The organism is Providencia sp. PROV156, assembly GCF_028480905.1.
In the GTDB taxonomy this organism is placed as follows: Bacteria; Pseudomonadota; Gammaproteobacteria; order Enterobacterales; family Enterobacteriaceae; genus Providencia; species Providencia hangzhouensis.
Genome location: NZ_JAMPPE010000014.1, coordinates 52913 through 77776, shown reverse-complemented (window position 1 = coordinate 77776; position 24864 = coordinate 52913). Strand labels below are relative to the sequence as shown.

General features: G+C 40.3%; 21 protein-coding genes and 3 tRNA genes. 11 read left to right on the top strand and 13 right to left on the bottom strand.

The features are described 5' to 3' along the window. Positions 1-3: 3 nt before the first annotated feature. A complete protein-coding gene (gene tsaE, locus PSF31_RS11900; RefSeq protein WP_096864348.1) occupies positions 4-468 on the bottom strand; it encodes a tRNA (adenosine(37)-N6)-threonylcarbamoyltransferase complex ATPase subunit type 1 TsaE in 465 nt (154 codons plus the stop codon). A 288-nt stretch (positions 469-756) separates the two neighbouring features. Between tsaE and queG the strand changes: the two genes are divergently transcribed. Then, positions 757-1938, top strand: coding sequence for a tRNA epoxyqueuosine(34) reductase QueG (gene queG / locus PSF31_RS11895; RefSeq protein ID WP_096864349.1), 1182 nt, complete (start codon positions 757-759; stop codon positions 1936-1938). A gap of 686 nt (positions 1939-2624) precedes the next feature. On the opposite strand, the gene PSF31_RS11890 is transcribed toward queG, so the two are convergent. The 4 genes from PSF31_RS11890 to orn form a co-directional block, all read right to left on the bottom strand. After that, positions 2625-2700: transfer RNA gene (locus PSF31_RS11890), tRNA-Gly, on the bottom strand. Positions 2701-2765: 65 nt separating this feature from the next. Further along, a tRNA-Gly gene (locus PSF31_RS11885) sits at positions 2766-2841 on the bottom strand. 39 nt (positions 2842-2880) lie between these two features. Further along, positions 2881-2956, bottom strand: a tRNA-Gly gene (locus tag PSF31_RS11880). 271 nt (positions 2957-3227) lie between these two features. Then, positions 3228-3773, bottom strand: coding sequence for an oligoribonuclease (gene orn / locus PSF31_RS11875; RefSeq protein ID WP_096864350.1), 546 nt, complete (start codon positions 3771-3773; stop codon positions 3228-3230). A gap of 111 nt (positions 3774-3884) precedes the next feature. Between orn and rsgA the strand changes: the two genes are divergently transcribed. The 4 genes from rsgA to PSF31_RS11855 all read left to right on the top strand — a co-directional run bounded on the left by rsgA (position 3885) and on the right by PSF31_RS11855 (position 9712). Next, a complete protein-coding gene (gene rsgA / locus PSF31_RS11870) occupies positions 3885-4937 on the top strand; it encodes a small ribosomal subunit biogenesis GTPase RsgA (protein WP_004906021.1) in 1053 nt (350 codons plus the stop codon). Between the two features lie 156 nt (positions 4938-5093). Beyond that, positions 5094-5990 carry an archaetidylserine decarboxylase gene (gene asd / locus PSF31_RS11865; RefSeq protein WP_096864351.1) on the top strand — a complete coding sequence of 299 codons (897 nt, stop codon included), beginning with the start codon at positions 5094-5096 and terminating at the stop codon, positions 5988-5990. Between the two features lie 33 nt (positions 5991-6023). Continuing rightward, positions 6024-9365 carry a miniconductance mechanosensitive channel MscM gene (gene mscM, locus PSF31_RS11860; protein ID WP_096864352.1) on the top strand — a complete coding sequence of 1114 codons (3342 nt, stop codon included), beginning with the start codon at positions 6024-6026 and terminating at the stop codon, positions 9363-9365. An 8-nt stretch (positions 9366-9373) separates the two neighbouring features. Continuing rightward, positions 9374-9712, top strand: a complete 339-nt coding sequence (locus tag PSF31_RS11855; RefSeq protein WP_094962477.1) for a hypothetical protein — start codon at positions 9374-9376, stop codon at positions 9710-9712. A 3-nt stretch (positions 9713-9715) separates the two neighbouring features. Here PSF31_RS11855 and PSF31_RS11850 read toward each other — a convergent pair whose 3' ends face one another. The 5 genes from PSF31_RS11850 to pldA all read right to left on the bottom strand — a co-directional run bounded on the left by PSF31_RS11850 (position 9716) and on the right by pldA (position 15448). Beyond that, positions 9716-10519: a tetratricopeptide repeat protein gene (locus PSF31_RS11850; protein WP_004906030.1), complete on the bottom strand. Its 804-nt coding sequence runs from the start codon at positions 10517-10519 to the stop codon at positions 9716-9718. 256 nt (positions 10520-10775) lie between these two features. Then, positions 10776-11588 carry a sugar/pyridoxal phosphate phosphatase YigL gene (yigL, locus tag PSF31_RS11845; protein ID WP_094962476.1) on the bottom strand — a complete coding sequence of 271 codons (813 nt, stop codon included), beginning with the start codon at positions 11586-11588 and terminating at the stop codon, positions 10776-10778. 13 nt (positions 11589-11601) lie between these two features. Beyond that, the gene (gene pldB / locus PSF31_RS11840) at positions 11602-12597 is read right to left on the bottom strand and encodes a lysophospholipase L2 (protein ID WP_004906034.1); all 996 of its coding nucleotides are present in this window, start codon (positions 12595-12597) and stop codon (positions 11602-11604) included. Between the two features lie 20 nt (positions 12598-12617). Next, positions 12618-14444 carry an ATP-dependent DNA helicase RecQ gene (gene recQ, locus PSF31_RS11835; RefSeq protein ID WP_096864354.1) on the bottom strand — a complete coding sequence of 609 codons (1827 nt, stop codon included), beginning with the start codon at positions 14442-14444 and terminating at the stop codon, positions 12618-12620. A gap of 110 nt (positions 14445-14554) precedes the next feature. Next, the gene (gene pldA / locus PSF31_RS11830; protein WP_094962474.1) at positions 14555-15448 is read right to left on the bottom strand and encodes a phospholipase A; all 894 of its coding nucleotides are present in this window, start codon (positions 15446-15448) and stop codon (positions 14555-14557) included. 155 nt (positions 15449-15603) lie between these two features. Here pldA and PSF31_RS11825 point away from each other — a divergent pair, with 155 nt between their 5' ends. From PSF31_RS11825 to PSF31_RS11810, 4 genes are all read left to right on the top strand, one after another. Then, on the top strand, positions 15604-16074 hold the full coding sequence (locus tag PSF31_RS11825) for a thioesterase family protein (RefSeq protein WP_096864355.1): 471 nt from the start codon (positions 15604-15606) through the stop codon (positions 16072-16074). A 158-nt stretch (positions 16075-16232) separates the two neighbouring features. Beyond that, complete coding sequence (gene rarD / locus PSF31_RS11820) at positions 16233-17126, top strand: EamA family transporter RarD (protein ID WP_004906041.1); 894 nt, start codon at positions 16233-16235, stop codon at positions 17124-17126. Between the two features lie 805 nt (positions 17127-17931). After that, a complete protein-coding gene (locus PSF31_RS11815; RefSeq protein WP_096864356.1) occupies positions 17932-19284 on the top strand; it encodes an APC family permease in 1353 nt (450 codons plus the stop codon). A 101-nt stretch (positions 19285-19385) separates the two neighbouring features. After that, the gene (locus PSF31_RS11810) at positions 19386-21104 is read left to right on the top strand and encodes an amidohydrolase (RefSeq protein WP_096864357.1); all 1719 of its coding nucleotides are present in this window, start codon (positions 19386-19388) and stop codon (positions 21102-21104) included. A gap of 147 nt (positions 21105-21251) precedes the next feature. On the opposite strand, the gene PSF31_RS11805 is transcribed toward PSF31_RS11810, so the two are convergent. Continuing rightward, on the bottom strand, positions 21252-21395 hold the full coding sequence (locus PSF31_RS11805) for a Hok/Gef family protein (protein WP_112308132.1): 144 nt from the start codon (positions 21393-21395) through the stop codon (positions 21252-21254). A gap of 527 nt (positions 21396-21922) precedes the next feature. Here PSF31_RS11805 and PSF31_RS11800 point away from each other — a divergent pair. Further along, the gene (locus tag PSF31_RS11800) at positions 21923-23056 is read left to right on the top strand and encodes an RNA ligase RtcB family protein (protein ID WP_272683195.1); all 1134 of its coding nucleotides are present in this window, start codon (positions 21923-21925) and stop codon (positions 23054-23056) included. Next, a complete protein-coding gene (gene prfH, locus PSF31_RS11795; RefSeq protein WP_096864359.1) occupies positions 23056-23667 on the top strand; it encodes a peptide chain release factor H in 612 nt (203 codons plus the stop codon). Before PSF31_RS11800 ends, prfH begins: the two co-directional genes overlap by 1 nt. An 82-nt stretch (positions 23668-23749) precedes the next feature. On the opposite strand, the gene PSF31_RS11790 is transcribed toward prfH, so the two are convergent. Both PSF31_RS11790 and PSF31_RS11785 read right to left on the bottom strand, forming a co-directional pair. Further along, positions 23750-24025 carry a hypothetical protein gene (locus tag PSF31_RS11790; protein ID WP_096864360.1) on the bottom strand — a complete coding sequence of 92 codons (276 nt, stop codon included), beginning with the start codon at positions 24023-24025 and terminating at the stop codon, positions 23750-23752. Between the two features lie 192 nt (positions 24026-24217). Beyond that, entirely contained in the window at positions 24218-24802 is a 585-nt protein-coding gene (locus PSF31_RS11785; protein WP_164560867.1) for a 2OG-Fe(II) oxygenase, read from the bottom strand. Positions 24803-24864 lie beyond the last annotated feature (62 nt).

Sequence of the window (24864 nt, the reverse complement as noted above, 5' to 3'; positions counted from 1 at the left end):
TCCTTAGAGTAGGGGTAATGCTTCTAACAACGACTCCCCATTGGCAGAAAAAGCAACAAAGTGAGCCTGACGCCCTTCGCCTTGATAGGTCAGATGGAGCTCAAGATCCGCTTCAGGTAAAAAACCTTTACCTTGTTGCGGCCATTCGACCAAACAGATCGAATTTCCAGAAAAATAGTCACGAATCCCCATAAATTCAAGTTCTTCAGGATCTGCTAACCGATAGAGATCAAAATGAAAAACTTGACGATCTGCTAATTCATAAGGTTCAACCAAAGTGTAGGTTGGGCTTTTTACGTGACCCCGATGGCCCAGCGCTTGTAAGAAACCTCGGCTAAAGGTGGTTTTCCCTGCACCGAGATCACCATATAAGTGAATAATTGTGCCTTGATGGCAAGCCTTAGCGATAGCATTACCTAAAACCACAGTTTGCGCTTCATTGGCAAGTTGTATTGTACGTTCTTTCATATTGTTCTTTTATTATGTCATTAATAGGCAGTGTCGCCTGTTTATCCTTTAAATGCATAGTTTATATTGCTGATCAAAATGCATAAAGAGATATCAACAAACATCAATATTACCGCTTATCTTAACCTAAGATGGGGCTTTTTTCTTAATTAACATTGCTTGAATGATGAGTTCAGAAATATCCTATAATTGTTCTCAATATTGAAGGCATTTTTTCATGCATTTTGATGAATAACGCAGGTCATGTTAGAGTGCCAGCCGTTTTAATCTTTCTCAATATAGGATCTGATGGCAAGATACCTCTATCTCGATCTTCTCGCTCAGAATATTAAACAATGGGGCATTGAAGCAGGTTTCCAACAAGTCGGGATCTGCGATACTGACCTTTCAGCGGAAGAGCCCAAATTACAAGCATGGCTAGATAAACAATTTCATGGCGAGATGGAATGGATGAATCGCCATGGGATGATGCGAGCCAGACCACACGAACTGCACCCTGGCACGTTACGTGTCATTAGCGTGCGTATGAATTACTTGCCTGCCAAAGCTGCATTTGCTAGCACATTAAATAACCCTGAATTAGGTTATATCAGCCGTTATGCCCTAGGCCGAGATTACCACAAACTATTAAAAAAACGCCTAAAACAACTTTCAGATCGTATTTTAGACTATTGTCGTGAATTTAACGGAGTGATACTGGCCGATGGCACCACCATTGACGATCTTAATTTTCGACCCTTTGTTGACTCTGCGCCAATCTTAGAGCGTCCTCTCGCCGTCAAAGCGGGTTTAGGATGGACGGGAAAACATTCATTAGTCTTAAATCGTGAAGCAGGATCTTGGTTTTTTCTCGGTGAATTATTGATTAATTTACCCGTACCTGTTGATAAACCCATAGAAGAAGATTGTGGCCGCTGTGTTGCTTGCATGACAACTTGCCCAACAGGTGCAATTGTCGAACCTTACACTGTAGATGCTAGGCGCTGTATTTCTTATCTTACCATTGAGCTAGATAGTGCTATCCCTGAAGAATTTCGCCCTCTAATGGGAAATCGGGTCTACGGTTGTGATGACTGCCAGCTTATTTGCCCATGGAACCGTTTTTCCCAACTTACTGATGAAGATGATTTCAGTCCAAGAAAGGACTTACATACACCAGAGTTGCTCGACTTGTTCTCATGGGATGAAAAAACCTTTTTAAAAGTGACCGAAGGCTCTGCAATCCGCCGCATTGGTTATATTAAGTGGTTGCGAAATATCAGTGTGGCGCTAGGTAACGCACCTTATCAAGACAGTATTGTACTGGCTTTACAAAATAGGTTGGGAATTAACGAAATGCTAGATGAGCACTTCCAATGGTCTATACAACAACAGCTTAACCGACGTAATGCAAACCAGATCACAATTCAAACTTCACAGCAAAAACGCCTTATACGTGCGATTAACAAAGGTTTACCGAGAGATGCATAGAAAAAAGTCAGCTATATACCTGAAATGAAGAATTGTCAAATTGATGTGAATAAAATAAAAAATGCTTAGCAGACAATAGGTAAAGAATTTGCAAGATGTGCTAGCCGCATTTTGACAAAATAAATCACTTAACAAATAAATCAATAAGTTACAACAATGCAATTTAAATACTAGAATTAAATAGCACAACAGAAATTTGTTAATTAGCCTGTGGATAACTCTGTGTAATAAGTTATTTCAAATCGCGATAAAAACCCAGGTTGATTGAGTGGGCTGTGGATAACTTTCTAATGGCACATTGAAAAGAAAAATACTGATTTTACGTTTACTAGCAATACAAAAATTACCAAAAAACAAGACTAAAATGAAAAGTGACTCGAAGTAAATAAAAAAGCATATTTTTGTTTATTATTTAAACTTCTAATCATCATCTTAGAGATGGAAGCAAAACACCCTATTGCTAAGGGGTGGCTATTCTATGGCGACCTGAAAACGAATGCAAGAGGAAATCTGGATCTGATCCAAAAAAGATCGCAAAACCCATGTAGATCCTAGTGTTCAAGGTATAAAAGGATAAAAACAGTGAACAAGCGCAATTCATATGCACACTAGGTGATTATACTTAAGTTAAATAGGTATTGTGTAAGAATTAATTAAGAAGAAAAGTTAAGAGACTAAGAAAATATTGGAGCGGGAAACGAGACTCGAACTCGCGACCCCGACCTTGGCAAGGTCGTGCTCTACCAACTGAGCTATTCCCGCATTTGGTGGGTACTACTATCGAACTAAGAAATACTAAAATATCTAACTAAAACACTAAGAAAGTTTGGAGCGGGAAACGAGACTCGAACTCGCGACCCCGACCTTGGCAAGGTCGTGCTCTACCAACTGAGCTATTCCCGCATCACGAAAATAGTGCTTTAGCTAAAACATCAAAAAATTTGGAGCGGGAAACGAGACTCGAACTCGCGACCCCGACCTTGGCAAGGTCGTGCTCTACCAACTGAGCTATTCCCGCATCACATTTTTGTGATGTTTCACGTGCCGACTCAATAACAAAAACTTCATCGGTACGGGGAGCGCATTATACGAAAAATTCAGATACTAGCAAGCCCTTACACTCAAAATTTTTATTTTTTTATTCGTTTGCTGACAATTCAATCACAATGGTGATTTTATCAACACCCGTTGTAATAAATTGATTTCAATACGTTAACATTGTTAACTTATTGGAAGAGAACAGCTTATGAAAGCCGCTCAAGATTGCGGCTTATTCGTTAATTTAACATTTATTCTTTAATAAATGTCTCTCGGTAATAAGCTAATTCAGCCACAGATTCACGAATATCATCAAGAGCTTGGTGAGTATTTTTCTTCGAAAAACCCGCTAGAATTTCAGGTTTCCATCGGCGAGCAAGCTCTTTTAATGTACTGACATCAAGATAGCGATAATGAAAATAGCTTTCTAATTCAGGCATGTAGTTGAACAGAAAACGTCTATCTTGCCCAACACTATTACCACAGATTGGGGATGCCCCTTGAGGAACCCATTTTTCTAAAAACGCAATCGTGGCTAACTCAGCTTCACGCTCACTCACGGTACTTTTACGTACACGTTCAACTAAGCCGCTATTAGTGTGGGTATTTACATTCCACTCATCCATCAAAGCGAGTTGTTCATCCGTTTGATGTACTGCAATTACAGGGCCTTCTGCTAAAATATTAAGATGACTATCTGTTACAATGGTCGCTATTTCAATAATACGATCACGAACAGGATCGAGCCCCGTCATTTCTAAATCGATCCAAATTAAATTATTCTCATTCTTTTGCATGATATACCCTAACTGCATTCTATGAAGTTAAGGTATGATAGCACTCTTCATGCCATCAGTGACAGGCGTGAGTAACCCCCTAAAATACAGCCCATAGTAAAGAGAGGACAGGTGGCTAAACAGAAACTTTCGAAAGGCCAACAGCGCCGAGTTCAAGAAAATCATCAAAAAAGACTTAAAAAGCAAAAAACAGTTGAAATTGATGATAGCCAATTAGGTGAAGCGCAAGAAGGCTTAGTCATTAGCCGTTTTGGGCAGCATGCTGATATTCAGGCAAGTGACGGGACTATCCAACGCTGTAACTTGCGCAGAACGATTTCGTCCCTCGTTACAGGGGATAATGTGGTGTGGCGACCAGCCTTGAACACACAAAGTGATATCAAAGTAAATGGCATCGTCGAAGCGGTTCACGAGCGCCGTTCTGTTCTAACTCGTCCCGATTATTATGATGGCTTAAAACCGATTGCCGCTAACATTGACCAAATTGTTGTGGTTTCAGCTATTTTACCTGAGCTTTCGCTGAATATTATTGACCGCTATTTAGTTGCCTGCGAAACCACCGGGATTAAGCCTGTTATCGTTCTCAATAAAGTCGACCTACTCGACGACGAAAACCGTGAGTGGGTAAGCGATTTAATGACAATTTATCGTGATATTGGCTATCAAGTTCTCGAAGTTTCAAGCCATACCAATGAAGGCATGGAAGCGCTTACTAACGCGCTAGCAGGTAAAGTATCTGTATTTGTTGGTCAGTCTGGTGTGGGCAAATCAAGTTTATTAAATGCATTACTCCCACATAACGAAGAAGCGATTTTAGTTAATGAGGTTTCAGACAACTCAGGGCTAGGACAACATACAACAACAACAGCTCGTTTATATCACTTCCCATTGGGCGGTGATGTGATTGACTCCCCTGGTGTCCGTGAGTTTGGTTTATGGCATCTAACAACGGAACAAGTGACCAAAGGATTTGTCGAATTTAAAGATTACCTTGGCGGCTGTAAATTCCGTGACTGTAAACATTTAGATGACCCTGGTTGCCTGTTACGTGAAGCCGTAGAAGCAAATAAAATTGCTGAATCACGCTTTGAAAACTACCATCGCATTTTAGAAAGCATGGAACAAATCAAACCTCGTGGTAATTTTACGGCGAAAGATAAATAATGTTAGTGAGTGCTTACAAATAACTCACTAACGCTAAACCCGCTCTAAATAATTTAATGATGGTTAGCCAATGATGCGGCCGTTTGAAATATGACGAGTAAACTGTGTACAATAGCCGCCCTTTTGCTAACATACCTTTAAAAATCAGAGGTTAACGTGCTAGATAAAATTAAAATTCGCTTGCAATATATGCTTCCAAAACAATGTCTTACTGAATTTGCAGGCTGGTTCGCAAGTCGCAATGCGGGTTTCATGACGCAATGGGCAATTAAACTGTTCGCAAAAGTCTATAAAGTGAACATGAATGAAGCGCAAAAAAGTGAGCTTACTGCTTATGCCACTTTTAATGATTTCTTTATCCGTCTGCTAAAAGAAGGCGCTCGCCCAATTGTGGAGAAAGAACACCAACTTGCTCAACCTGCTGACGGTGCAGTTAGTCAATTAGGCCCAATAAATGATGACATTATCTTCCAAGCTAAAGGCCATAATTACACAGTTGAAGCGTTACTTGCTGGCCAATACCAATTAGCAGAGCATTTTCGTGGTGGTGACTTTATTACCACTTACCTCTCCCCAAGTGACTATCACCGTGTACACATGCCATGTGATGGTTTACTCAAAGAGATGATTTATGTGCCAGGCGATTTATTCTCTGTAAATCCATTAACGGCACAAAATGTTCCCAACCTGTTTGCACGAAATGAACGCTTGATTTGTGTTTTTGACACCCCTGTTGGCTTAATGGTACAAATCCTTGTAGGTGCAACCATCGTTGGTAGTATTGAGACGGTTTGGAGCGGTTGCGTCAATTCCAGTCGTGAAGGCGTCATTAAGCGCTGGGTTTACCCTGAGTTGGACTCTGAAGGTACCGTTTTCTTGAAGAAAGGTGAGGAAATGGGGCTGTTTAAACTGGGCTCAACGGTGATTAATTTATTTGAACCTAACAAAGTGATATTTAATTCATCACTGATCCCCGGTTATGCAACTCGTATGGGCGAATTACTCGCTGAAACTGTTGCAAATACAGTAACAGAAGAACCTGCTGACGCTTAATTAAATTATTATCCCTTGAAGGAGCTCCTCACTGTGCGTGTGATTATCAGTTTTTTTCTTAGCCTGTTAATCGTTTTTTCTTCCGTTGCAGCACCGACTGCAGCGCAGGATGAAGCACAGATTAAGCAGGAGCTCAAACAACTTGAGTCAAGTACCAACCCCAAAGATGCAGAGATAGCACAAGCATTACAGGGTGCTTTGAATTGGATGAGTGAAACACGTGATTCCGATGCAAAGGCCAAGTCTTATCAAGAAGCTATTGATAACTTCCCTAGAATTATCAAAGAAATAAGACAAAAAATCCTCAATGAAAGTGATGAACCAGCTCCAATACCTGTGGGTATCAGCTTAGGTGAACTTGAACAACGTATTATTCAGCTTAGCAGCCAATTACTCGATCAAAGCCGCTTAACTCAGCAAGAGCAAGATAAAGGCCGCGAAATCAGTGAATCACTAAGTATTCTGCCACAACAACTTTCTGAAGCTAGACGCTTACTCACTGAAGCCTCTTCGCGCTTTCAGTCTCTGAGTACACCCTCAACGCCATTAGCCGATGCCCAGTACACGTTAGCTCAAGCCGAAGTAAGTGCTCGCAAATCAACAGTTAATGAACTGGAAATGGCGCAGCTTTCTGCCAATAACCGCCAAGAAATCTCACGCCTTACGTTGGAGTTATACAAAAAACGCTATCAACGTATGGAACTTGAGTTACAAAACCTGCGTGATTTCCAAAATACCCAACGCCAACAAAAAGCAATTTTAGCGTTAGAACATACCGAGATGTTGGCTGCGCAAGGTGAACTGACCCCATTTTTAACTGAGCAGCTTGATATTAACCGTAAAATGTCTCAGGAATTAACCGCTCAGGCACAGCGCATGAGCGCAATCACCAATAGCCAAGCTGAAATTTCAACGAGTATCCGCGATGCTCGACAAGCACTCACAACTATTCGCGAGCAAGCTCAGTGGATCAGCAGCTCAAGTACATTAGGGGAAGCGCTCAGAACACAACTCTCCCGTTTGCCTGATATTCCAAAGAGCCAGCAGCTTGATCGGGAAATGGCAGATTTACGCGTTCAACGCTTAAATTATGAAGATAGCCTCGATAGGCTAAGTAAAATAGATACAACCGAGCAAGAAACCGAGCATGAGCTCAATACAGCTCAAGTACAAGTTTATCAGTCATTGATTAAAACCCGCCGTGAGCTACTAACCTCTTTAATTTCAGGTCTCGATGCTGAAATGTTAGAGCTAACAAAGCTCAATGTCGCCACTGGGCAATTGACCGATGCATTAAAAGAAGTCAAAGATGCTTCAAACCGTTATCTTTTCTGGGTCGCAGATGTTCCGCCAATAAGCATCAGCTATCCTGTCATGTTAGTAACGGATATTACTCAATTACTTTCTCTGGATACCTTGTCCCAACTGGCCGGTGCTCTGCGTGTTATGCTGACAACACAAGATACATTTTTGTATCTTTTAGGTTCGATAGCATTAGTCATTTTCAGTATTAGCACTCGCAAGCACTACCAAGCATTTCTTGACCGCTCCAGTTTACGGATTGGTAAGGTGACACAAGACCGGTTTTACTTAACCATTCGAACTATTTTTTGGTCAATAATTGTTGCTCTTCCTCTCCCTATGATGTGGTCAGCCATCGGTTATGGCTTACAAAGTGCATGGCAATATCCCATGGCCGCGGCGATAGGTTATGGTGTCAGTGCGACGACACCTTTACTATGGCTGTTTATGATCAGCGAAACCTTTTCTCGCCCTACTGGGTTATTTATTTCTCACTTCGGTTGGGACAAAGATTCTGTTAAACGTGCGATGCGTTATTACCGAATGGCAATTTTTGTCATCGTTCCACTCGTGATGGCAATTATTACCTTTGAACATTATAGCGATAGGGAATTTGCAGCTAGTATTGGCCGCTTATGCTTTATCTTTTTATGTGTCGCACTTAGCTTAATTACCAACAACTTACGCCGCTCACAAATCCCTCTCTACTTAGATAGACATGGCTCCGGTGAGAATATTGTTAATAAAGCATTATGGTGGATGATATTACTCGCACCTATCGTTGCTGGGTTCTTCTCCATTTTAGGTTATTTTTCAACTTCACAGGCCTTGCTTGCTCGTTTAGAAACCTCTGTCGCCATTTGGTTTGTTATCCTTATCGTTTATCATACGATCCGCCGTTGGATGTCAATGCAGCGCCGTAAATTAGCCTTCGAGCGTGCGAAACAACGCCGTGCTGAGATATTAGCTCAACGTGCTAAAGGTGAGGACGATAACCAGCAAGCAAACGCCAGTAGCGAAGGAAATATTGATATCGAAGAACAGGTTATCGACTTAGATACCATCAGTACCCAATCCGTTGGGTTAGTTCGTTCGATTTTAACCATGATTGCCTTGGTCTCATTGATTTGGCTGTGGTCCGAGCTACATACCGCATTCTCTTTTCTTGAAAATATTCGCTTATGGGATGTGACATCAACGGTTAATGGCGTTGATACCGTACAACCTATCACCATGGGCTCTATTTTCATTGCCATTTTGACTATTATCGTTACCGCACAATTGGTTCGTAACTTACCGGCTTTGCTTGAGCTGGCCGTACTCCAACATTTGGATTTAACACCAGGTACTGGTTACGCCATTAGCACATTAACAAAGTATACGATAACTATTATAGGGACCATTGTTGGCTTCTCTATGTTAGGAATTGAGTGGTCAAAACTGCAATGGCTTGTTGCGGCAATGGGGGTCGGGCTTGGTTTTGGTTTACAAGAAATTTTCGCCAATATTATCTCAGGGTTAATGATCTTATTTGAGAAACCGATCCGGATTGGAGACACAGTAACTATCCGTAACTTGACGGGGAGTATTACCAAGATCAACACCCGTGCTACTACGCTGACAGACTGGGATAGAAAAGAAATTATTGTGCCAAATAAGGCATTTATTACTGAACAATTTATTAACTGGTCACTGTCTGACACGATCACACGTATTGTTATGACTATTCCTGCACCTTCTGATGCCAATAGTGAATTAGTGACAGATACCATTTTACGTGCAGCCAAACGCTCTACAATGATTTTAGATAATCCTGCACCTGAAGTATATCTTGTTGATTTACAACAAGGTATTCAGATTTTTGAATTACGTGTCTATGCCGCTGAAATGGGCCACCGGTTACCTGCGCGCCATGAAATTCACCAAAACATCTTAGTTTCCTTTGCTGAACAAGGAATTACCTTGCCATTCCCACCATTCCAAGCAAGGGTGGATGTCCGTGATAATTCTCTGCAAAGTGCGACAAACAATCTTTCAGGGCGTAATCCTAGTCGTAAGTCAGGGGAATTGTAAACCGTATTATGCCATTACAATTAAATGAAAAAGACGAATTAGTGATGTTGAGGATCGCCCAACTTGAACGTGTTGGGTCGATTTTATTCTTTTTAATTCCATTAATTATCTTACTAATTGTTGGGAAAGCTTTTGCATTTAATACACTGTACCTTTGGCAAGTGTATTGTGCGGTTTATATCGTTGGGTTTCGTGTACTTTGTAGCAAGCTATCATCACAACAGCAACAACTAGCTATTCGTCGAGGCTGGGGAAACAATCGTTTTTATCGGCTTTCTTGGTGCTATCTTGTATTATCTGTCGTCATACTGGTGGGATACAAAATCGTATCCCACACATCTGCTTAATCATTAGCTGGCTTTAAAACCATACGATTTAATATAACCTTCCGCTAATTTTTGTGCTTGCTGTAATTCTTCAGGGCTTAACTGAGCCGCAATCTTATTTTGTAGACGATGACTTTCTGCGTTGCCGCTGTACACCGCAGTTGCAAGCCATGCGTAGGCTTGCTGCAAGTTTTTCTTCACACCACGTCCTTCAGAATACATGACACCTAAGCGGTCTTGAGACTTGGCATCTTTTTGTTTCGCGGCTTTTCTAAACCAAAACACTGCTTTCTCGTCATCTAAATCAACGCCACTCCCAATCGAGTACATTTGGCCTATTTGGAATTGAGCAAGTATATTTCCGCCTTGCGCTGCTTTTCTAAACCAAAATGCCGCTTTTTCTAGGTTTTGACTGACACCTAAGCCTTGTGCGTACATCATAGCCATGTTGGTTTCAGCTCGGGTATCACCTTGAGCCGCTGCTTGTTCATACCATAGCATCGCTTTGTCATAATCACGACGCACACCAAAACCATTTACAAACATCGTACCTAAGCGAAACTGTGCATCTGAATTCCCTTGGTTCCCCGCCTTAATAAACCACTCAGCCGCTGCTTTAGAATCTTGAGAAACACCTAAACCTTTAAAATAACGCTCTCCTAGCTGAAATTGAGCTTTAGGATCACCTTTTTGTGCTAACTGCGTAATTTGTTCAATCGAGGGTTCTTGTGCTGCTGTCGCTGGTGCCGGCGCAGTGGTAGGTTTAGCGGTTAAAACAGAACTATAACAAATCGAGCCTAACAACAGTGCTAACGCAATTTTTTTCATCCTAAGGAACCCTCAACAGTGCAATATGCAACCTGTGAAAACAGTGCTATCCATTAATATCGACCGAAACACTCATCCCCCTAGTTTAAATTTACTTTTTGTCAGAAAAAATAGGAAAAGTGGCCTAAATTTCACAAAAAGCACGTTTCGCTGTATTTTCGCTATGGGAACTTACGTTTTTCATCTAATTGAGATAATAAAAAACCAGATAAACATATTGCCTATCTGGTTCCTCTATTTCAAATAACAAAATACATTATGCGTTATTAAGGTATTTATTTCTCAGATAACGAGCAACAGCATCATCACTATTCGAACCAATGACTTCCATGTGTGGTAACGCATCTTTTAGCAATTGATGAGCATTTTGCATGATGCAGCCTTTTCCAGCCATAGTCAGCATTTCTTTGTCATTCATGCCATCGCCAAAAGCAATACTATCACTCGGTGTATAGCCATGTAGTGCCGCAACTTGCTTCAGAGCCTCACCTTTAGAAACATCACCAGCCATAACTTCTAAACAGCTACGCAATGAAAACGTGACATTCACTTTATCTTGCCAGCGTGCTTGAATGCGCTGCTGTAAATCCACCAGCAGGTCATGATCTTCACTGGTGTAGTAAACTTTACAGACTTCAGAAGTGACAAAATTATGGCGGTCAAACAGCTGGTAGTTAAATACCGATTCTTTAAAAAATTCTTTTTGTTCAGGGCTTTCCCGGTTGATAAACCAATCATCACCATGGTAGTAATTAGTGATAAGTTCAGGGTTATCAAATTCCATCAAACACAATTCATGAGCTATTTGAGGATCAACATTGTGCTCAAAAATTAAGTCACCGCGGGTATTATGGATCCGTGCACCGTTAGATGTGATCATATACGCGTCGATGCCTAAACCATCACGGATTTGAGCAACATCCACATGGTGACGGCCTGTTGCAAACACAAAATGCACATCTTGGGAAGTCACTAGCTGTTTCAAGGTGTCTTTTGTATAAGACGTTAAATCATGATTGGGAGATAACAGTGTCCCATCCAAATCGGAAGCAACTACAGGATATTTCATATTCAAACCCTAACTAATACTGCTCAAAAAAATCACAGATAGCATTAAGCGCCATCGCTCTTAATGCATCCACTTCAAATAGGATTTCATGGTGTGCCCCTTCAATGATGAGAGGTAATTTTTCTTCTCGTCCTATTTGCGCTTTTTGTCGGCTTTGACAAAAAGCTTGTAGCTCTTTATTGCTGACCACTTTTTCTTCGCTGGCTTCCAACACCATCAGTGGTACATCAATTTCTCCCGCTTTCGCAATTAGCTCATCGCCAATCACAAAACTTTCACGTAACCAATGGTAAGTCGGCCCACCTAAGCGCAATTCAGGATAATCGGCATAATAACGTAAGTAGCGCCGATAACGCTCTGGGCTGTGTGTTAATACATTGATTAAATAAGGTAATGGCTGCCATTTCCCAGTAGAAGCCGCATAATCATTGCGGACACTTTCGCGAGATTCGGCTCTATCAACAATAAAGCTCGCCATCCAACGAGGCATCGGTAAATTAATACCAATCATCGGCGCACATAAGGTTGCAGCATCAAAAGTGACGTTATCTCGCAACAAATACCCGGCTAAGATAGCACTCCCCATTGAGTGAGCTAATGCATAACATTTTGGATAATGCCGATATTTAACCTCAAGCTCAATGAACTTTTCAAAATCGTCAATGTAATCAGTGAATTTTTCAACATGGCCTTTTTGAGGATCCGCTAACATGCGCCCTGATCGCCCTTGCCCACGATGATCAATAATAAACACATCATAGCCTAAATGATAAAAATCATAAGCCACTTCAGGGTACTTCACATAACTTTCACTGCGCCCCGGTGAAATGACAATCGCTTTATGATGTTTTGGATGAATAAAACGGACATAGTGAATGGGAATATCATCAACCCCCACGAATTGAGATTCTTCACGATGTTGCCAGAAATCTAAAAGCGGGCCATTTGTAAAAGCAGAAAATTGAGTTTCTCGATTCAGCCAACTCTCTTTTAGGTTTTCAGGCGTCATCCTGCAGTTTCCTTATCTATTCATTCATAACCTTCAAGATGGTCTTGGATAAGCGCCATAAATGCTACTCCAAAACGTTCGAGCTTGCGTTCGCCAACACCATTGATTAACAGTAATTCGGCAGGTGAAGTCGGAGTGTGCTCAGCCATTTCAATTAATGTTGCATCATTAAACACCACAAATGGCGGAATATTTTCTTCATCTGCAATGGATTTACGCAATTTACGCAGTTTAGCAAAGAGCTTTTTATCATAATTGCCATGATAAATTTTGTTTTGTTGATTACGGCTTTTTACCACTAAAACACGAGGAACTGCGAGTTTTAGTGCAGCTTCACCACGTAATACTGGCCGTGCTGCCTCCGTTAATTGAAGCGCTGAAAAATGCGTAATATTCTGTGTGATCATACCTAAATGGATCAGTTGGCGAATCACACTGACCCAATGTTCATTACTTTGTTCTTTACCAATGCCATAGACGGGCAGTTTATCATGGCCTAAGTCACGAATACGCTGATTATTAGCGCCACGCAGAACCTCAACAATATAGCCGATACCAAAGCGCTGACCAACACGATAAATACAGGACAGCGCTTTTTGCGCATCCACTAACCCATCGTACTGTTTTGGTGGGTCTAAGCAAATATCACAATTGCCACAAGGCTGCTGGCGATTTTCACCAAAATAATTGAGTAGCACCAAACGGCGGCAAGTTTGTGCTTCAGCAAAAGCCGCGATGGCATTCAGCTTATGCCGTTCTATATCTTGCTGCATACCCGCAGGCTTTTCTTCAAGACAACGACGTAACCATGCCATATCTGCAGGGTCATAAAATAAAATGGCTTCGGCTTCAACACCGTCACGACCTGCCCGCCCTGTTTCTTGATAATACGCTTCGATATTACGCGGAATATCAAAATGAGCGACAAACCGAACGTTTGATTTGTTAATTCCCATCCCAAAAGCCACTGTCGCCACGACAACTTGTAGGTTATCTTTTAGAAATGCATCTTGTACCCACTCCCGTTGGGCAGCGTCTAACCCTGCATGGTATGCCGCAACACTTAAGCCTCGCTTTTGCAAGCGCTCTGTCGTTTCTTCAACCTTACTGCGACTATTACAATAAACAATACCCGCTTTTCCTTTTTGCCCTTTAATAAAAAACCAAAGTTGATCTAAAGGCTTATATTTTTCGACTAAGGTATAACGAATATTTGGCCTATCAAAGCTACTCACATGGACTAATGGCTCATGTAGCTCTAATAAACGAATAATGTCTGCACGTGTGGTTTCATCCGCAGTTGCGGTTAACGCCATCACGGGTACATTAGGTAATGATTGCCGTAATTGGCCTAGTGCGCGGTATTCAGGGCGAAAATCATGTCCCCATTGGGAAATACAGTGGGCTTCATCCACTGCTAGCAAGGTGATGTTCCATCCTGCTAATTGGCTTAAGAAATAATCAGTTAACAACCGTTCAGGAGCAACATACAGTAATTTTATTTCCCCCTGACTGCACAGTTCCATGATTTGACGTTGTTCTTGTGACGTTTGCGATGAATTTAAACACGCAGCATTAACCCCATGTAACCTTAATTGGTCCACTTGGTCTTTCATTAATGATATTAATGGTGAAACGACCAGTGTGACACCTTCTTTAACTAAAGCAGGAACTTGGTAGCAAAGGGATTTCCCCCCCCCTGTTGGCATTAACACTAAGCAATCACGGTTATCCAAAATAGCCCCAATGACGGCATCTTGCCCAGGGCGAAATGACTGATAGCCGAATGTACTATTGAGCACATGTTCAGCCAATGAAAGTTGGTTAATGATGCAAGCAGTGGACACAAACTTCCTCAATCGATAAAACAAGCCGCTGCCCAATTGAGCAGCGAAGTTGTTGATTCATGACTTGGTATTCAACTCAGAACAAAATAGAGAGCTGAGTTTTTCTTCCATTACAGCATATCGTTTAGCATAACACCGATACCAAAACGTGTTTGTCGATAATTGTAGTCTATCATCGACTCACCATATCCGCTAAACAACTGGGTATAAAAACGCACATGTTTACTAATTGGATAGCTCCACCCCAATTCTGCACCACCATACCCTGTATTCCAGTTATAGCGCCCAGTCGTAGTAAACACGCTGTCTCCCAACGCATACCCTACTTTTAAGCGATAGTAACCCATATATTTGGTAATATCAGAATTATCATCACGCCCTTCACTTTCATGAATCCGGTACCAAGGTTTGAGATCAACTTGCCAGTTACCATTTTGCGCCATTGCCCTTGCATATACTCGGTTCCAGCTGCGAGACGTAGGCTCTGAACGACCATTTGACTCGTGGTTAAAACCTGTTTCAATCTCACGCAACGTCCAACCCGCAAATTGGTAGTCGGTTAACCAGCCAACAAACACTTGAGGCTCATAGTTAGTTTCTCTAAATGGTGAAGACTCTTTTTTATTACTTAGCTGCCACCAAGAACGCTGAGTATAAGAAACAGCTAAAATTGAGTCATCACCCGCAATACCCGCCCATAATGGAAACGCTAAACTTAATTGAAATTTAACTTCGTCCTTTAACGCATCATCACCCCAATTGTAGCTAGAAATGGCTTCTTTATTCATCGAGGATGTATAGGTATAAAGGATGTAATTCGATTCATACGGATACAGCACAAATGGGTTATCATGGTGTTGCAGTAATCCTGAAATGATGCTTCCACGTATTGGCAAGGTATTTTTGACATCTTCTACAGGCTGAACACCTGTATTTTCAGTCGCAAACAATGAAGCAGACCAAAAGCAGAGCACTGCACTTAACAAAATCGGTAAAGCGCGCATTAGTCATTCCTATTTTCAACATCGTCCAAAAAAAGTTTGTCCTATTTTACACACAAAACTGAATAACTGTTGAAAGATTATTCATTCGTTTGTTAGAGACATAATTTACACACAATGTTAACTTATCATTCACATATTTTTAAAGGATGAAAACGATGAATGACCGTACTTATACTTTAGAAGAAGCCAGTGACTTAATGAGCCATGCATTTATTTATAAAATGCCATTTAACCAGCTACTTGGTATTAAATTAATGAGTTTAAATGATGATTTTGTTCAGCTTACTGTTGAAAATCGTCAACAATTAATTGGTAATTTTACTCAGAACATTTTACATGGCGGTGTGATCGCTTCGGTTTTAGATGTTGCAGGGGGGATGGTATGCATCAATCGTATTTTGCAGCGTATTAATCCATTAACCCACACCGAGATTGTCGATAAAATGTCCCGAATGGGGACAATCGACTTACGAGTTGATTATTTACGCCCCGGTCGAGGGCAAATTTTTACTGCTAGTGCTAGCTTATTAAGAGACGGTAATAAAATAGCCGTTACCCGCTGCGAGCTTCATAATGAAAACAACCAGCATATTGCAACAGCAACGGCAACTTATCTGGTTGGATAGAAATAAAATATAAATAATTAGTCACCTACTAAACTAATAACTTGTAAAAAAACCTGAGCAATGTCACATTAGTGGTATCAAAAATCGAGCCGCTTAAATCGGCTCGGTCTCTCTGTATAAGTATCTTTTTAGTCTTTAATTCAATTTCAGAGCCAACAATGAGCCAGCAAAATACTACCAAAGGCGTGTTATGTGCCTTAGGCGCCTATTTTATTTGGGGTGTCGCACCTATTTATTTTAAAAGCATCCAAGAAGTGCCCGCAGAAGAAATCCTGACTCATCGTATTATTTGGTCATTTTTCTTTATGATTTTATTATTAACCGTTTCACGGCATTGGAGTTATGTTCGCCAAGTACTAAAGCAACCAAAGAAAATATTAGTTCTTGGTGTAACGGCAACGACAATTGCTTGTAACTGGTTAATTTATATTTGGGCAGTTAATAATGGTTATATGCTACAAGCTAGCTTAGGTTACTTTATTAACCCACTAGTTAACGTACTGTTTGGAATGCTATTCTTACAAGAACGTTTTCGCCGCATGCAGTGGATTGCTGTTGGTCTTGCACTAACAGGTGTATTGATCCAGCTTTGGCAATTTGGCTCAGTGCCTGTGATTGGGCTAAGTTTAGCTGTTACATTTGCCACCTATGGATTATTACGTAAAAAATTAGGGGTCGACGCACAAACAGGAATGACATTCGAAACACTTTGGCTGCTTCCTGTCGGGATTATCTTCTTATTATTTTTTGCAGATAGTCCAACGAGTGATATGGCAATGAATGATTGGCATTTGAATGCACTTCTGATTGCTGCCGGGGTAATTACTACAGTGCCATTGTTACTATTTACAGAAGCAGCTAACCATTTAAGGCTTTCAACGCTAGGCTTTTTCCAATATATGGGGCCAAGTATTATGTTCTTACTCGCCGTCTTTGTGTACGGTGAAGTTATGACACCTGAATTGTTAGTCACTTTTGGGTTTATCTGGGTTGCATTAATTTTATTTACATTAGATGCATTATATACCCAGCAGAAACTGAGAAAAAAATAATGGCTAACTGTTTACAGAAACTCAGATAGCCGGTAAATAGCGTTAATATTAAATACCGACTCTCGTTTTATATTCTAAACGAAGTCGGTGTTTCATTATATGGAACTCAAATAGTTAATTTAATTAATGCAAATAGGCTATTTAATTAAGTGGTAAATTCTTTATCTACCACATGATAAATCAAAATTAATTTAAATCTTTTTGTTCTTATCTATATATACGCAATTGTAACAAAATAAATTTAACCACATAAAATCAATAAGTTAAACAGAAAAAATTCATCTTGATTTTCTATACATAATGGCTATCATTTAACTTATCTTAAATCCACTTCAATTAATAAACACATCCATCAAACAACTCTTTGAAATAAAAGTAGTTGTTTATTTTTTTCAATTAATGATTGCTTAATAGGAACTTGGTAATTATATTGTACGCCGCTTGTATTCACCCCAGCGGATGGTGATGGTCCGATTCATCACTGACGTTTCATTAAAGTGCGCACGATGACATTTCATTTTAAAAATGTCCTGGTGCGAGGTTTTCTGAAATTGAATGCAGACGGTTCTAAGATTTAATTTAATACAACCATGTAGCGTTAAGACTCTAAATAATTCGAAAACACAACTAGGCGGCAAGCAAAAGAGTCGCTAGGAGCATACAAAAGTATGTGACTAGTGCGAACGAGTGAAGCCAACAACGTTGTGATTCGAAGTATGACGAGTACGGCTGCATTTTAGGTTCACTCGGCCTGTGCATTCAGACAGAGTTAACGTTGTTAAGGGCTTTTGGGAAGGGCTTAAAAATGCAACAGAATACCGTTCAAATGAAACGCGTACTGACCACTCCTGCGTTAGTTTTTTTCGGGCTGGCTTATATGGTGCCACTCGGAATTTTCACCACCTATGGACAAGTAACTGTATTGAGTGAGGGCCATCTGCCTATCGCTTATTTAATTACATTAGCTGCCGTCTTTTTTACCGCCATGAGCTATTGCCGCATGACAAGCGCACTTCCTCTTTCAGGATCTGCTTATTCATACGTGCAAAAAACCTTTGGCGGCACACTCGGGTTTTTAGTGGGTTGGGCACAATTGCTCGACTATCTCTTTCTGCCAATTATTAACTACATTGCAATTGGGATCTTTGTTCATGAAGCGTTCCCCGATATCCCAATGTATGTGATTATTTGCAGTACCATCACAATTGTTAGCATTATGAATATTTTGGGAATTAAATTAGTTTCCTCAATGAATATGCTAATCATTTTAATGCAATTTGTATTTATCGCAGTGTTCCTATACTTGAGTTTTAAAACTTCATTTGTATTGGATACTGATGCTTTATTGGCACCTATTACGGTAATGTCAGAACAAGTATCAGGATTATTTGCTGGTGCAGCGGTACTCTGCTTAGCCTTCCTTGGCTTTGATGCGATCTCCACCATGGCAGAAGAAACCAAAGATGCACGTAGTGCGTTACCAAAAGCGATTCTATACACCGTGTTTATCGCAGGTACGCTATTTGTCATCATTTCCTATGGTGCGCACTTGGTTTACCCGATGTGGCAAGATTTCATTCCTAACACAGATATTGCTAGCCTTGCGGTAATGAAACAAGTTGGTGGTGCGATGATGGCTTCTAGCTTTATCACCGCTTATGTTATCGGTGTATTTGCCTCGGCAATGACCTCACAAGCCAGTATTGTGCGTATTTTCTATGCGATGGGCCGTGAAGGTGTGTTACCACGTTCGCTGTTTGCTTATCTGCATCCAAGACTCAATACACCGGTTTACTCAATTATCTTTGTTGCGTTAGCATCACTGCTTTCATTAGTGCTTTCACTCAGCATGGTCGCCTCAATGATTAGTTTTGGTGCCTTAATTGCATTCACTTTTGTGAATTTATCGGTCATTAAACATTTTTACATTGACCGTAAAGCACCGCTGGATAATACAAAAATTATCACTTGCCTGATTATGCCTTCTATTGGTGTTATCCTAACATTATGGTTATGGACAAGCCTTGATAGCGAAGCCTTTAAAGTGGGTTTATGGTGGCTAGCCGCAGGAGCAATTTACTTAGCACTGCTGACCCATGGTTTTACTCGTCGTCCACCTGCAATCTCTGACGATGAAACTGAAATGATTATTAACTAAGCATTTCAAGTCTTATAAATGATTACGGGGGAGCACTTGCCTTCCCCGTTGTTTTTTTAGCTCTGGTGCCACCAAAGCACCACTGATACAGACGGTTTACAATGAATAATCAATTAGCTGACGTTATTTATTTTAACGGTTATATATATACTGCGGATGATAAAAATCGCGTTGTCGATGCGGTTGCTGTTCGTGATGGTTACATTCTTGCCACAGGCACTTCTGATGAACTTCATCAGTATGTTGGCCCTGAAACAGAGAGTATCGATCTCGAAGGCAAAATGATGATGCCTGGTATCATTGATGGTCATATGCACCCTTTTTGGGGCGGTATTCAACTCTTCGGTTGTCATTTAAATTATGAATCGTTAACTATCGAGCAAATTTTAGAGCGTGTACAAGATCACCTCGATAAAGACCCTCGTACCGGGGAAAATGATTGGCTCAAAGTCACTGCATGGCTACGTCAAGGAATGATCCCGGCGGGTGTTGATATGTATCGTGAAGATATGGACAAGCTCAATACAAAACGCCCTGTCGTATTATTTTCAAATGACTGCCATACATTGCTAGCCAATAGCCGTGCTCTCGAACTATTTGGTATCACTAAAGACACGCCTGAGCCACCTGATGGTAAAATTGGCAAATACGAGAACGGTGAGTTGAATGGCATCCTTGAAGATGCACCCGCTATGCGTGCTGCCGATAGCATTCCTTCAATTCGTGACGACCAAGCAATTGAAGTTGCTGAATTAGTACAGAAAGTACTTAACCAGCAAGGTGTGACTATGGTGATGGATGCCCGCGTTTCAGAACAACAGCTTGAAGCCTTTTCTCAATTACAGCAACGTGGCGACCTTACGATCCGTTTCCAAGCTGCTCGTGAAATCACCCCCGATGAAACACCAGATGTTGCTTCAGTAGCGGCAGCCGTGGATAAAGCCGTTGCATTTGCCAAAAAATGGCACCAAGCTGATTGGACACCAACCCCAGGTATTGGCTTGAATAATATTAAAATGTTTGTTGATGGTGTCATGCAATTTCCAACAATGACAGCATCGTTATTGCAGCCATACCGCATTAATCAAGGCACAGATGACATGCCTAATTGGGTAGAAACGGATAACTATGGTGACCTGTATTTCACAGCTGAAATTCTTGATGAATTAATGGAAAAAATTGCCGCAGCAGGCTATGACCCTCACTTGCATACTGTTGGCGAAGGTGCCGTTTCCATCGTATTAGATGCGATTGAAAAAATGCGAGCAGCGCACCCAGAAAAAGATATTCGCCCAGGACTCGCTCACAATGAACTAGTCCATGCGGATGATTACGCCCGTTTTGCGCGCTTAAAAACCATCGCTTGTTTATCTTTCCAGTGGGCAGCCCCAACTCCAGAGCTAGCGGCTTTTGAGAAAAAAATGCTCGGTGATGAACGTTTTGAGCAACTTGAACCCATCGCTAAGTTTGTCGATGCTGGCGCGGTTGTTGCATTTGGTAGTGACTGGCCAATCGATGATTTCGATGAGTGGTATGATTTAAAAGTCGCAGCGACACGCCGTGGCCGCGATATTAATGGTCAAAAAGCACCGAGACTCGATAATGACCGAGACTTGACGGTAATTGAAGTTTTGCGCTCTGCAACCATTGACTCTGCTTATGCACAGCACCGTGAAGATGTACTCGGCTCATTAGAGGCTGGAAAATTTGCTGATATGATTGTATTGGATCGCAATGTATTTGAGATCCCTGCTGATGATATTGAAAATGTAAAAGTATTACGTACAATTATTGGTGGAAAAACTGTACATATTGCTTAATTATTTATTTAGATAACTAATTAAATAAACACCCCAAAGATTAAATAATATCTTGGGGTGTTTTTAATTGGGCACTTAATTCCAAACCTGAATACACACAATTAAATCGGGAAATTACGAGGGAATACGCTCCCTCGTAAAGCAACATTACTCTTCGTAAGAAAACGTTGTTTGAACAACTGTATTTCCATGACTAATGACAATTAGACAAAGTCTGTCTCGCATTAGTACTGAAATACTAAACACGGTAATACACGCTGAAACAAACGCAATCACTGCGAACTTGCTCATTTCCCTTGACCTCTTAATGGTTAAGAGGCACAATCCTAACTGTCGGGTTAGGTTTGGGCCTCGTTGGTTAATAATAACTAACGGGGCTTTTCCATTTCTAATCCAAACATTTTATCCAACATAATAAGCTTGAACCAGAAAGGCTCAAGCACCCGCCCAAATGATAGCAAATTTTTATATTTCACTCACGCTCAATTCCATTGGAATAAATAAAAATATAAATTTAATTATCTAATTATTAGTTTGTATAATATTAATTAATTTATATATTGATTTTATATATTGGTTTCAGAAAAAGGCTAAAAATCGGCTATCTTTAAAATAGCCCTTGCAAAAGAAAAAAGTTACCGTTAGTATCCGCAGCGTTTTATATTCATCTACTAACTGCAAGGAGGTTTACCATGACAACAATTAATCAAACTCTTTGCGGGCACACTCAGAAATAGCCACTCTCGTTAGTTAATCTATTTTCTTAATTTTGCCTGCTAATTCACCTTATTTTTCAATTAAAAATGAGTTAATAGCTTATGGGCAATACCTTACATACTGTGGATCAGCAAGTCAGCTATATCGCCACAGAATCAACATGGATTGAAAGTAAAGCAATCCAACAGTTACAAACAACCGCAAACTTACCTAATATGGTCTCTGTTGTTGGCATGCCTGACCTACATCCAGGCCGTGGATACCCAATTGGTGCGGCATTTTTCTCAACCAAGCACTTTTATCCTGCGCTAGTTGGTAATGACATCGGTTGTGGAATGGCGCTGTTCCAAACTGATATTAAAAAATCGAAAGTTAACCTCGATAAACTCGAAAAACAACTTTCTGAAATGTCAGATCATGCGCCCTTGTCATGGCTTGAAGAGCATGTTCCAAATAACATGCAATCACATGACTTTATGTCATCATTAAGTTCTATTGGTGGCGGAAATCATTTTGCAGAATTTCAAGCTATCGATGAAATATTAAACCCTGAATGGTTCAAGGAAAGTGGTTTAAACAAACAACAATTGCTGTTGTTAGTTCACAGTGGTTCTCGAGGTTTAGGCCAATCAATCCTTCGCCAACATGTAGAAAAATATAGTCATGATGGGCTTATAGACAATACTCAAGATGCAAAAGATTATCTGGAAGCTCATCAGAATGCATTGGATTTTGCCCAACTAAATCGACAAATGATCGGTTTACGTATGCTGCAACAAGTAAAATCAAAGGGTAAACTCGTACTCGACCTTAATCATAACCTAGTTGAATACTGTAAAATCAATGATATTGAAGGGTGGATACATAGAAAAGGAGCGACACCATCAGATCGCGGGCTAGTCGTTATCCCTGGTTCTCGAGGTGATTACAGTTATCTCGTTTCTCCACAACCAAGTGAAGTTTGTCTGAATTCTCTTGCTCATGGAGCTGGACGGAAATGGATGCGAACTGAGTGTAAAGGACGTTTATCACATAAATATACACCGACTCAATTATCAAGGACGGTATTAGGTAGTCGTGTTATCTGCGCAAACAAACAATTGATTTACGAAGAGGCCCCTCAATCTTATAAATCTATTGATACTGTAATTGAAAGCATGGTGAATATTGGCATCATCCAAGTTGTTGCGCGTCTTAAACCTGTTATAACCTATAAAACCAGTGGAGATTGCTAATGATATTATTACAGTTTTCCTCTGCGCAGGGGCCTGAAGAATGTTGCATAGCGGTGGAAAAAGCACTTATTTGTTTTTTCCAAGAGGCTAAAAAACTTTCAGTCATTGCCGATACACTTGAGTTTTTCCCATCACGCTATGGACTAAAATCTGCCTTAATTTCATTGGAAGGCGAGAATGCAGAAATACTATCCCAAAAATGGACTGGCACTATTCAATGGCAGTGCCAAAGCCAAATTAGGCCACGACATAAACGTAAAAATTGGTTTTTGAGTGTCACCCGTTTCTCTCCCATTAAACCAATTGAAGAGAGTGAAATTGAGTTTGAATTTACTAAAGCACAGGGGGCTGGAGGGCAGCATGTGAACAAAACCTCGTCTGCGGTTAGAGCAAAACATGTCGCTACGGGTATCACTGTCAAAGTGCAATCTGAACGCAGCCAGCACGCTAACAAAAAGCTTGCGAAACAGTTAATTCAATGGAAATTGAATGAACATCAATCGCAGCAACTTAATGAACTGGATAAACAACGTCATCATTCCCATTATCAAATTGAAAGAGGAAATGCGGTAATGACTTTTTCAGGAAATGAATTTAAACGTTTAAAATAAAACAATACCACCTCAGATAAGAGGTGGTATATAATTTAAGATATCTACCTTACTGTTTTGTGCTTTACTACCCAGACAATGCTTAATTCACTAAATAACACATTGAATTATTAAATTGACATTCAGCAATATAATAATTTGGCTCAATGATAAAACTATATTCTTTTTGTGAAGAAAAACAATTTGTTGTTTGTATTAGTGACGAATGATCAACATCATAATTAATAGGTACAATATCGCCTTTATTTTTATTCATTAAGCTATTAAATGCTGTCTCTAATTGTTTTTCATATTCCATGATACTCATTCCTTGTTGAATCTGCTTATCACCATAACCAAATTTATCAACGCTGTTCATCTACAAGCTCCTTTTATATGTACATTGAAAAATCACAAGTTAAAATGGCTGATATAACCGATTAAAACAAGTTAAATTGAATAGAGTTAATCTTAAATTTTAAAGGAAATAATATAATATTAATTAGATATTATAAATATGAAAGAATCTCTATCAGCCACCTCAATAAGAGGTGGTAATAGCCTGAACGGATTAGAGTAATTTTTCTGTTAAAAACCAGCCTGCGATACTTTCTCGTTTTTGTTGAGTCGGTAACACTTCATGTGGAAATTCTTCAGACATAAAAAAAATCATTCGACCTGCAAGCGGTTCCAATTCAAACAATTGATTGTTTTCTTTATCATAGACAACAAGTTCACCTCCATCTCCAGCTTGCCATGTTTCATTCATATACAAAACAGTGGTTACCTTGCGACGCCCTTGTCCTCTTGGGTTATCAACATGCTTTTTATAAAATCCACCATTAGGATAACGGCAGAAATGCGTTTCAAAATCACGCAGACCAAGATAAAGCTGGCAGTTAAGCTCTTGCCTAACCTGCTCCATTTTATCGAGATAATTAACGATAGGCTCCCCCATTTTAGGTTCTAGCCAAACAGTTTGATCAGCACGAATACTTTTATTTCCTTGTAAGGTATCACCGCGCCCAATACGTGCATCCTGTAGGGTATCTGGAATACTATTTTTGATGGCTTGTATATATTGCAGGCTCATGAAATCGTCCCACACATACCAACCTTGTGAGGAAAGTGAATCAATAAGTTTATCCATTGACATGATGAGTCTTAGAAAAGTTAATTAGGTAATATTTTATACTTCATTGAGATGAAACTTTAAAA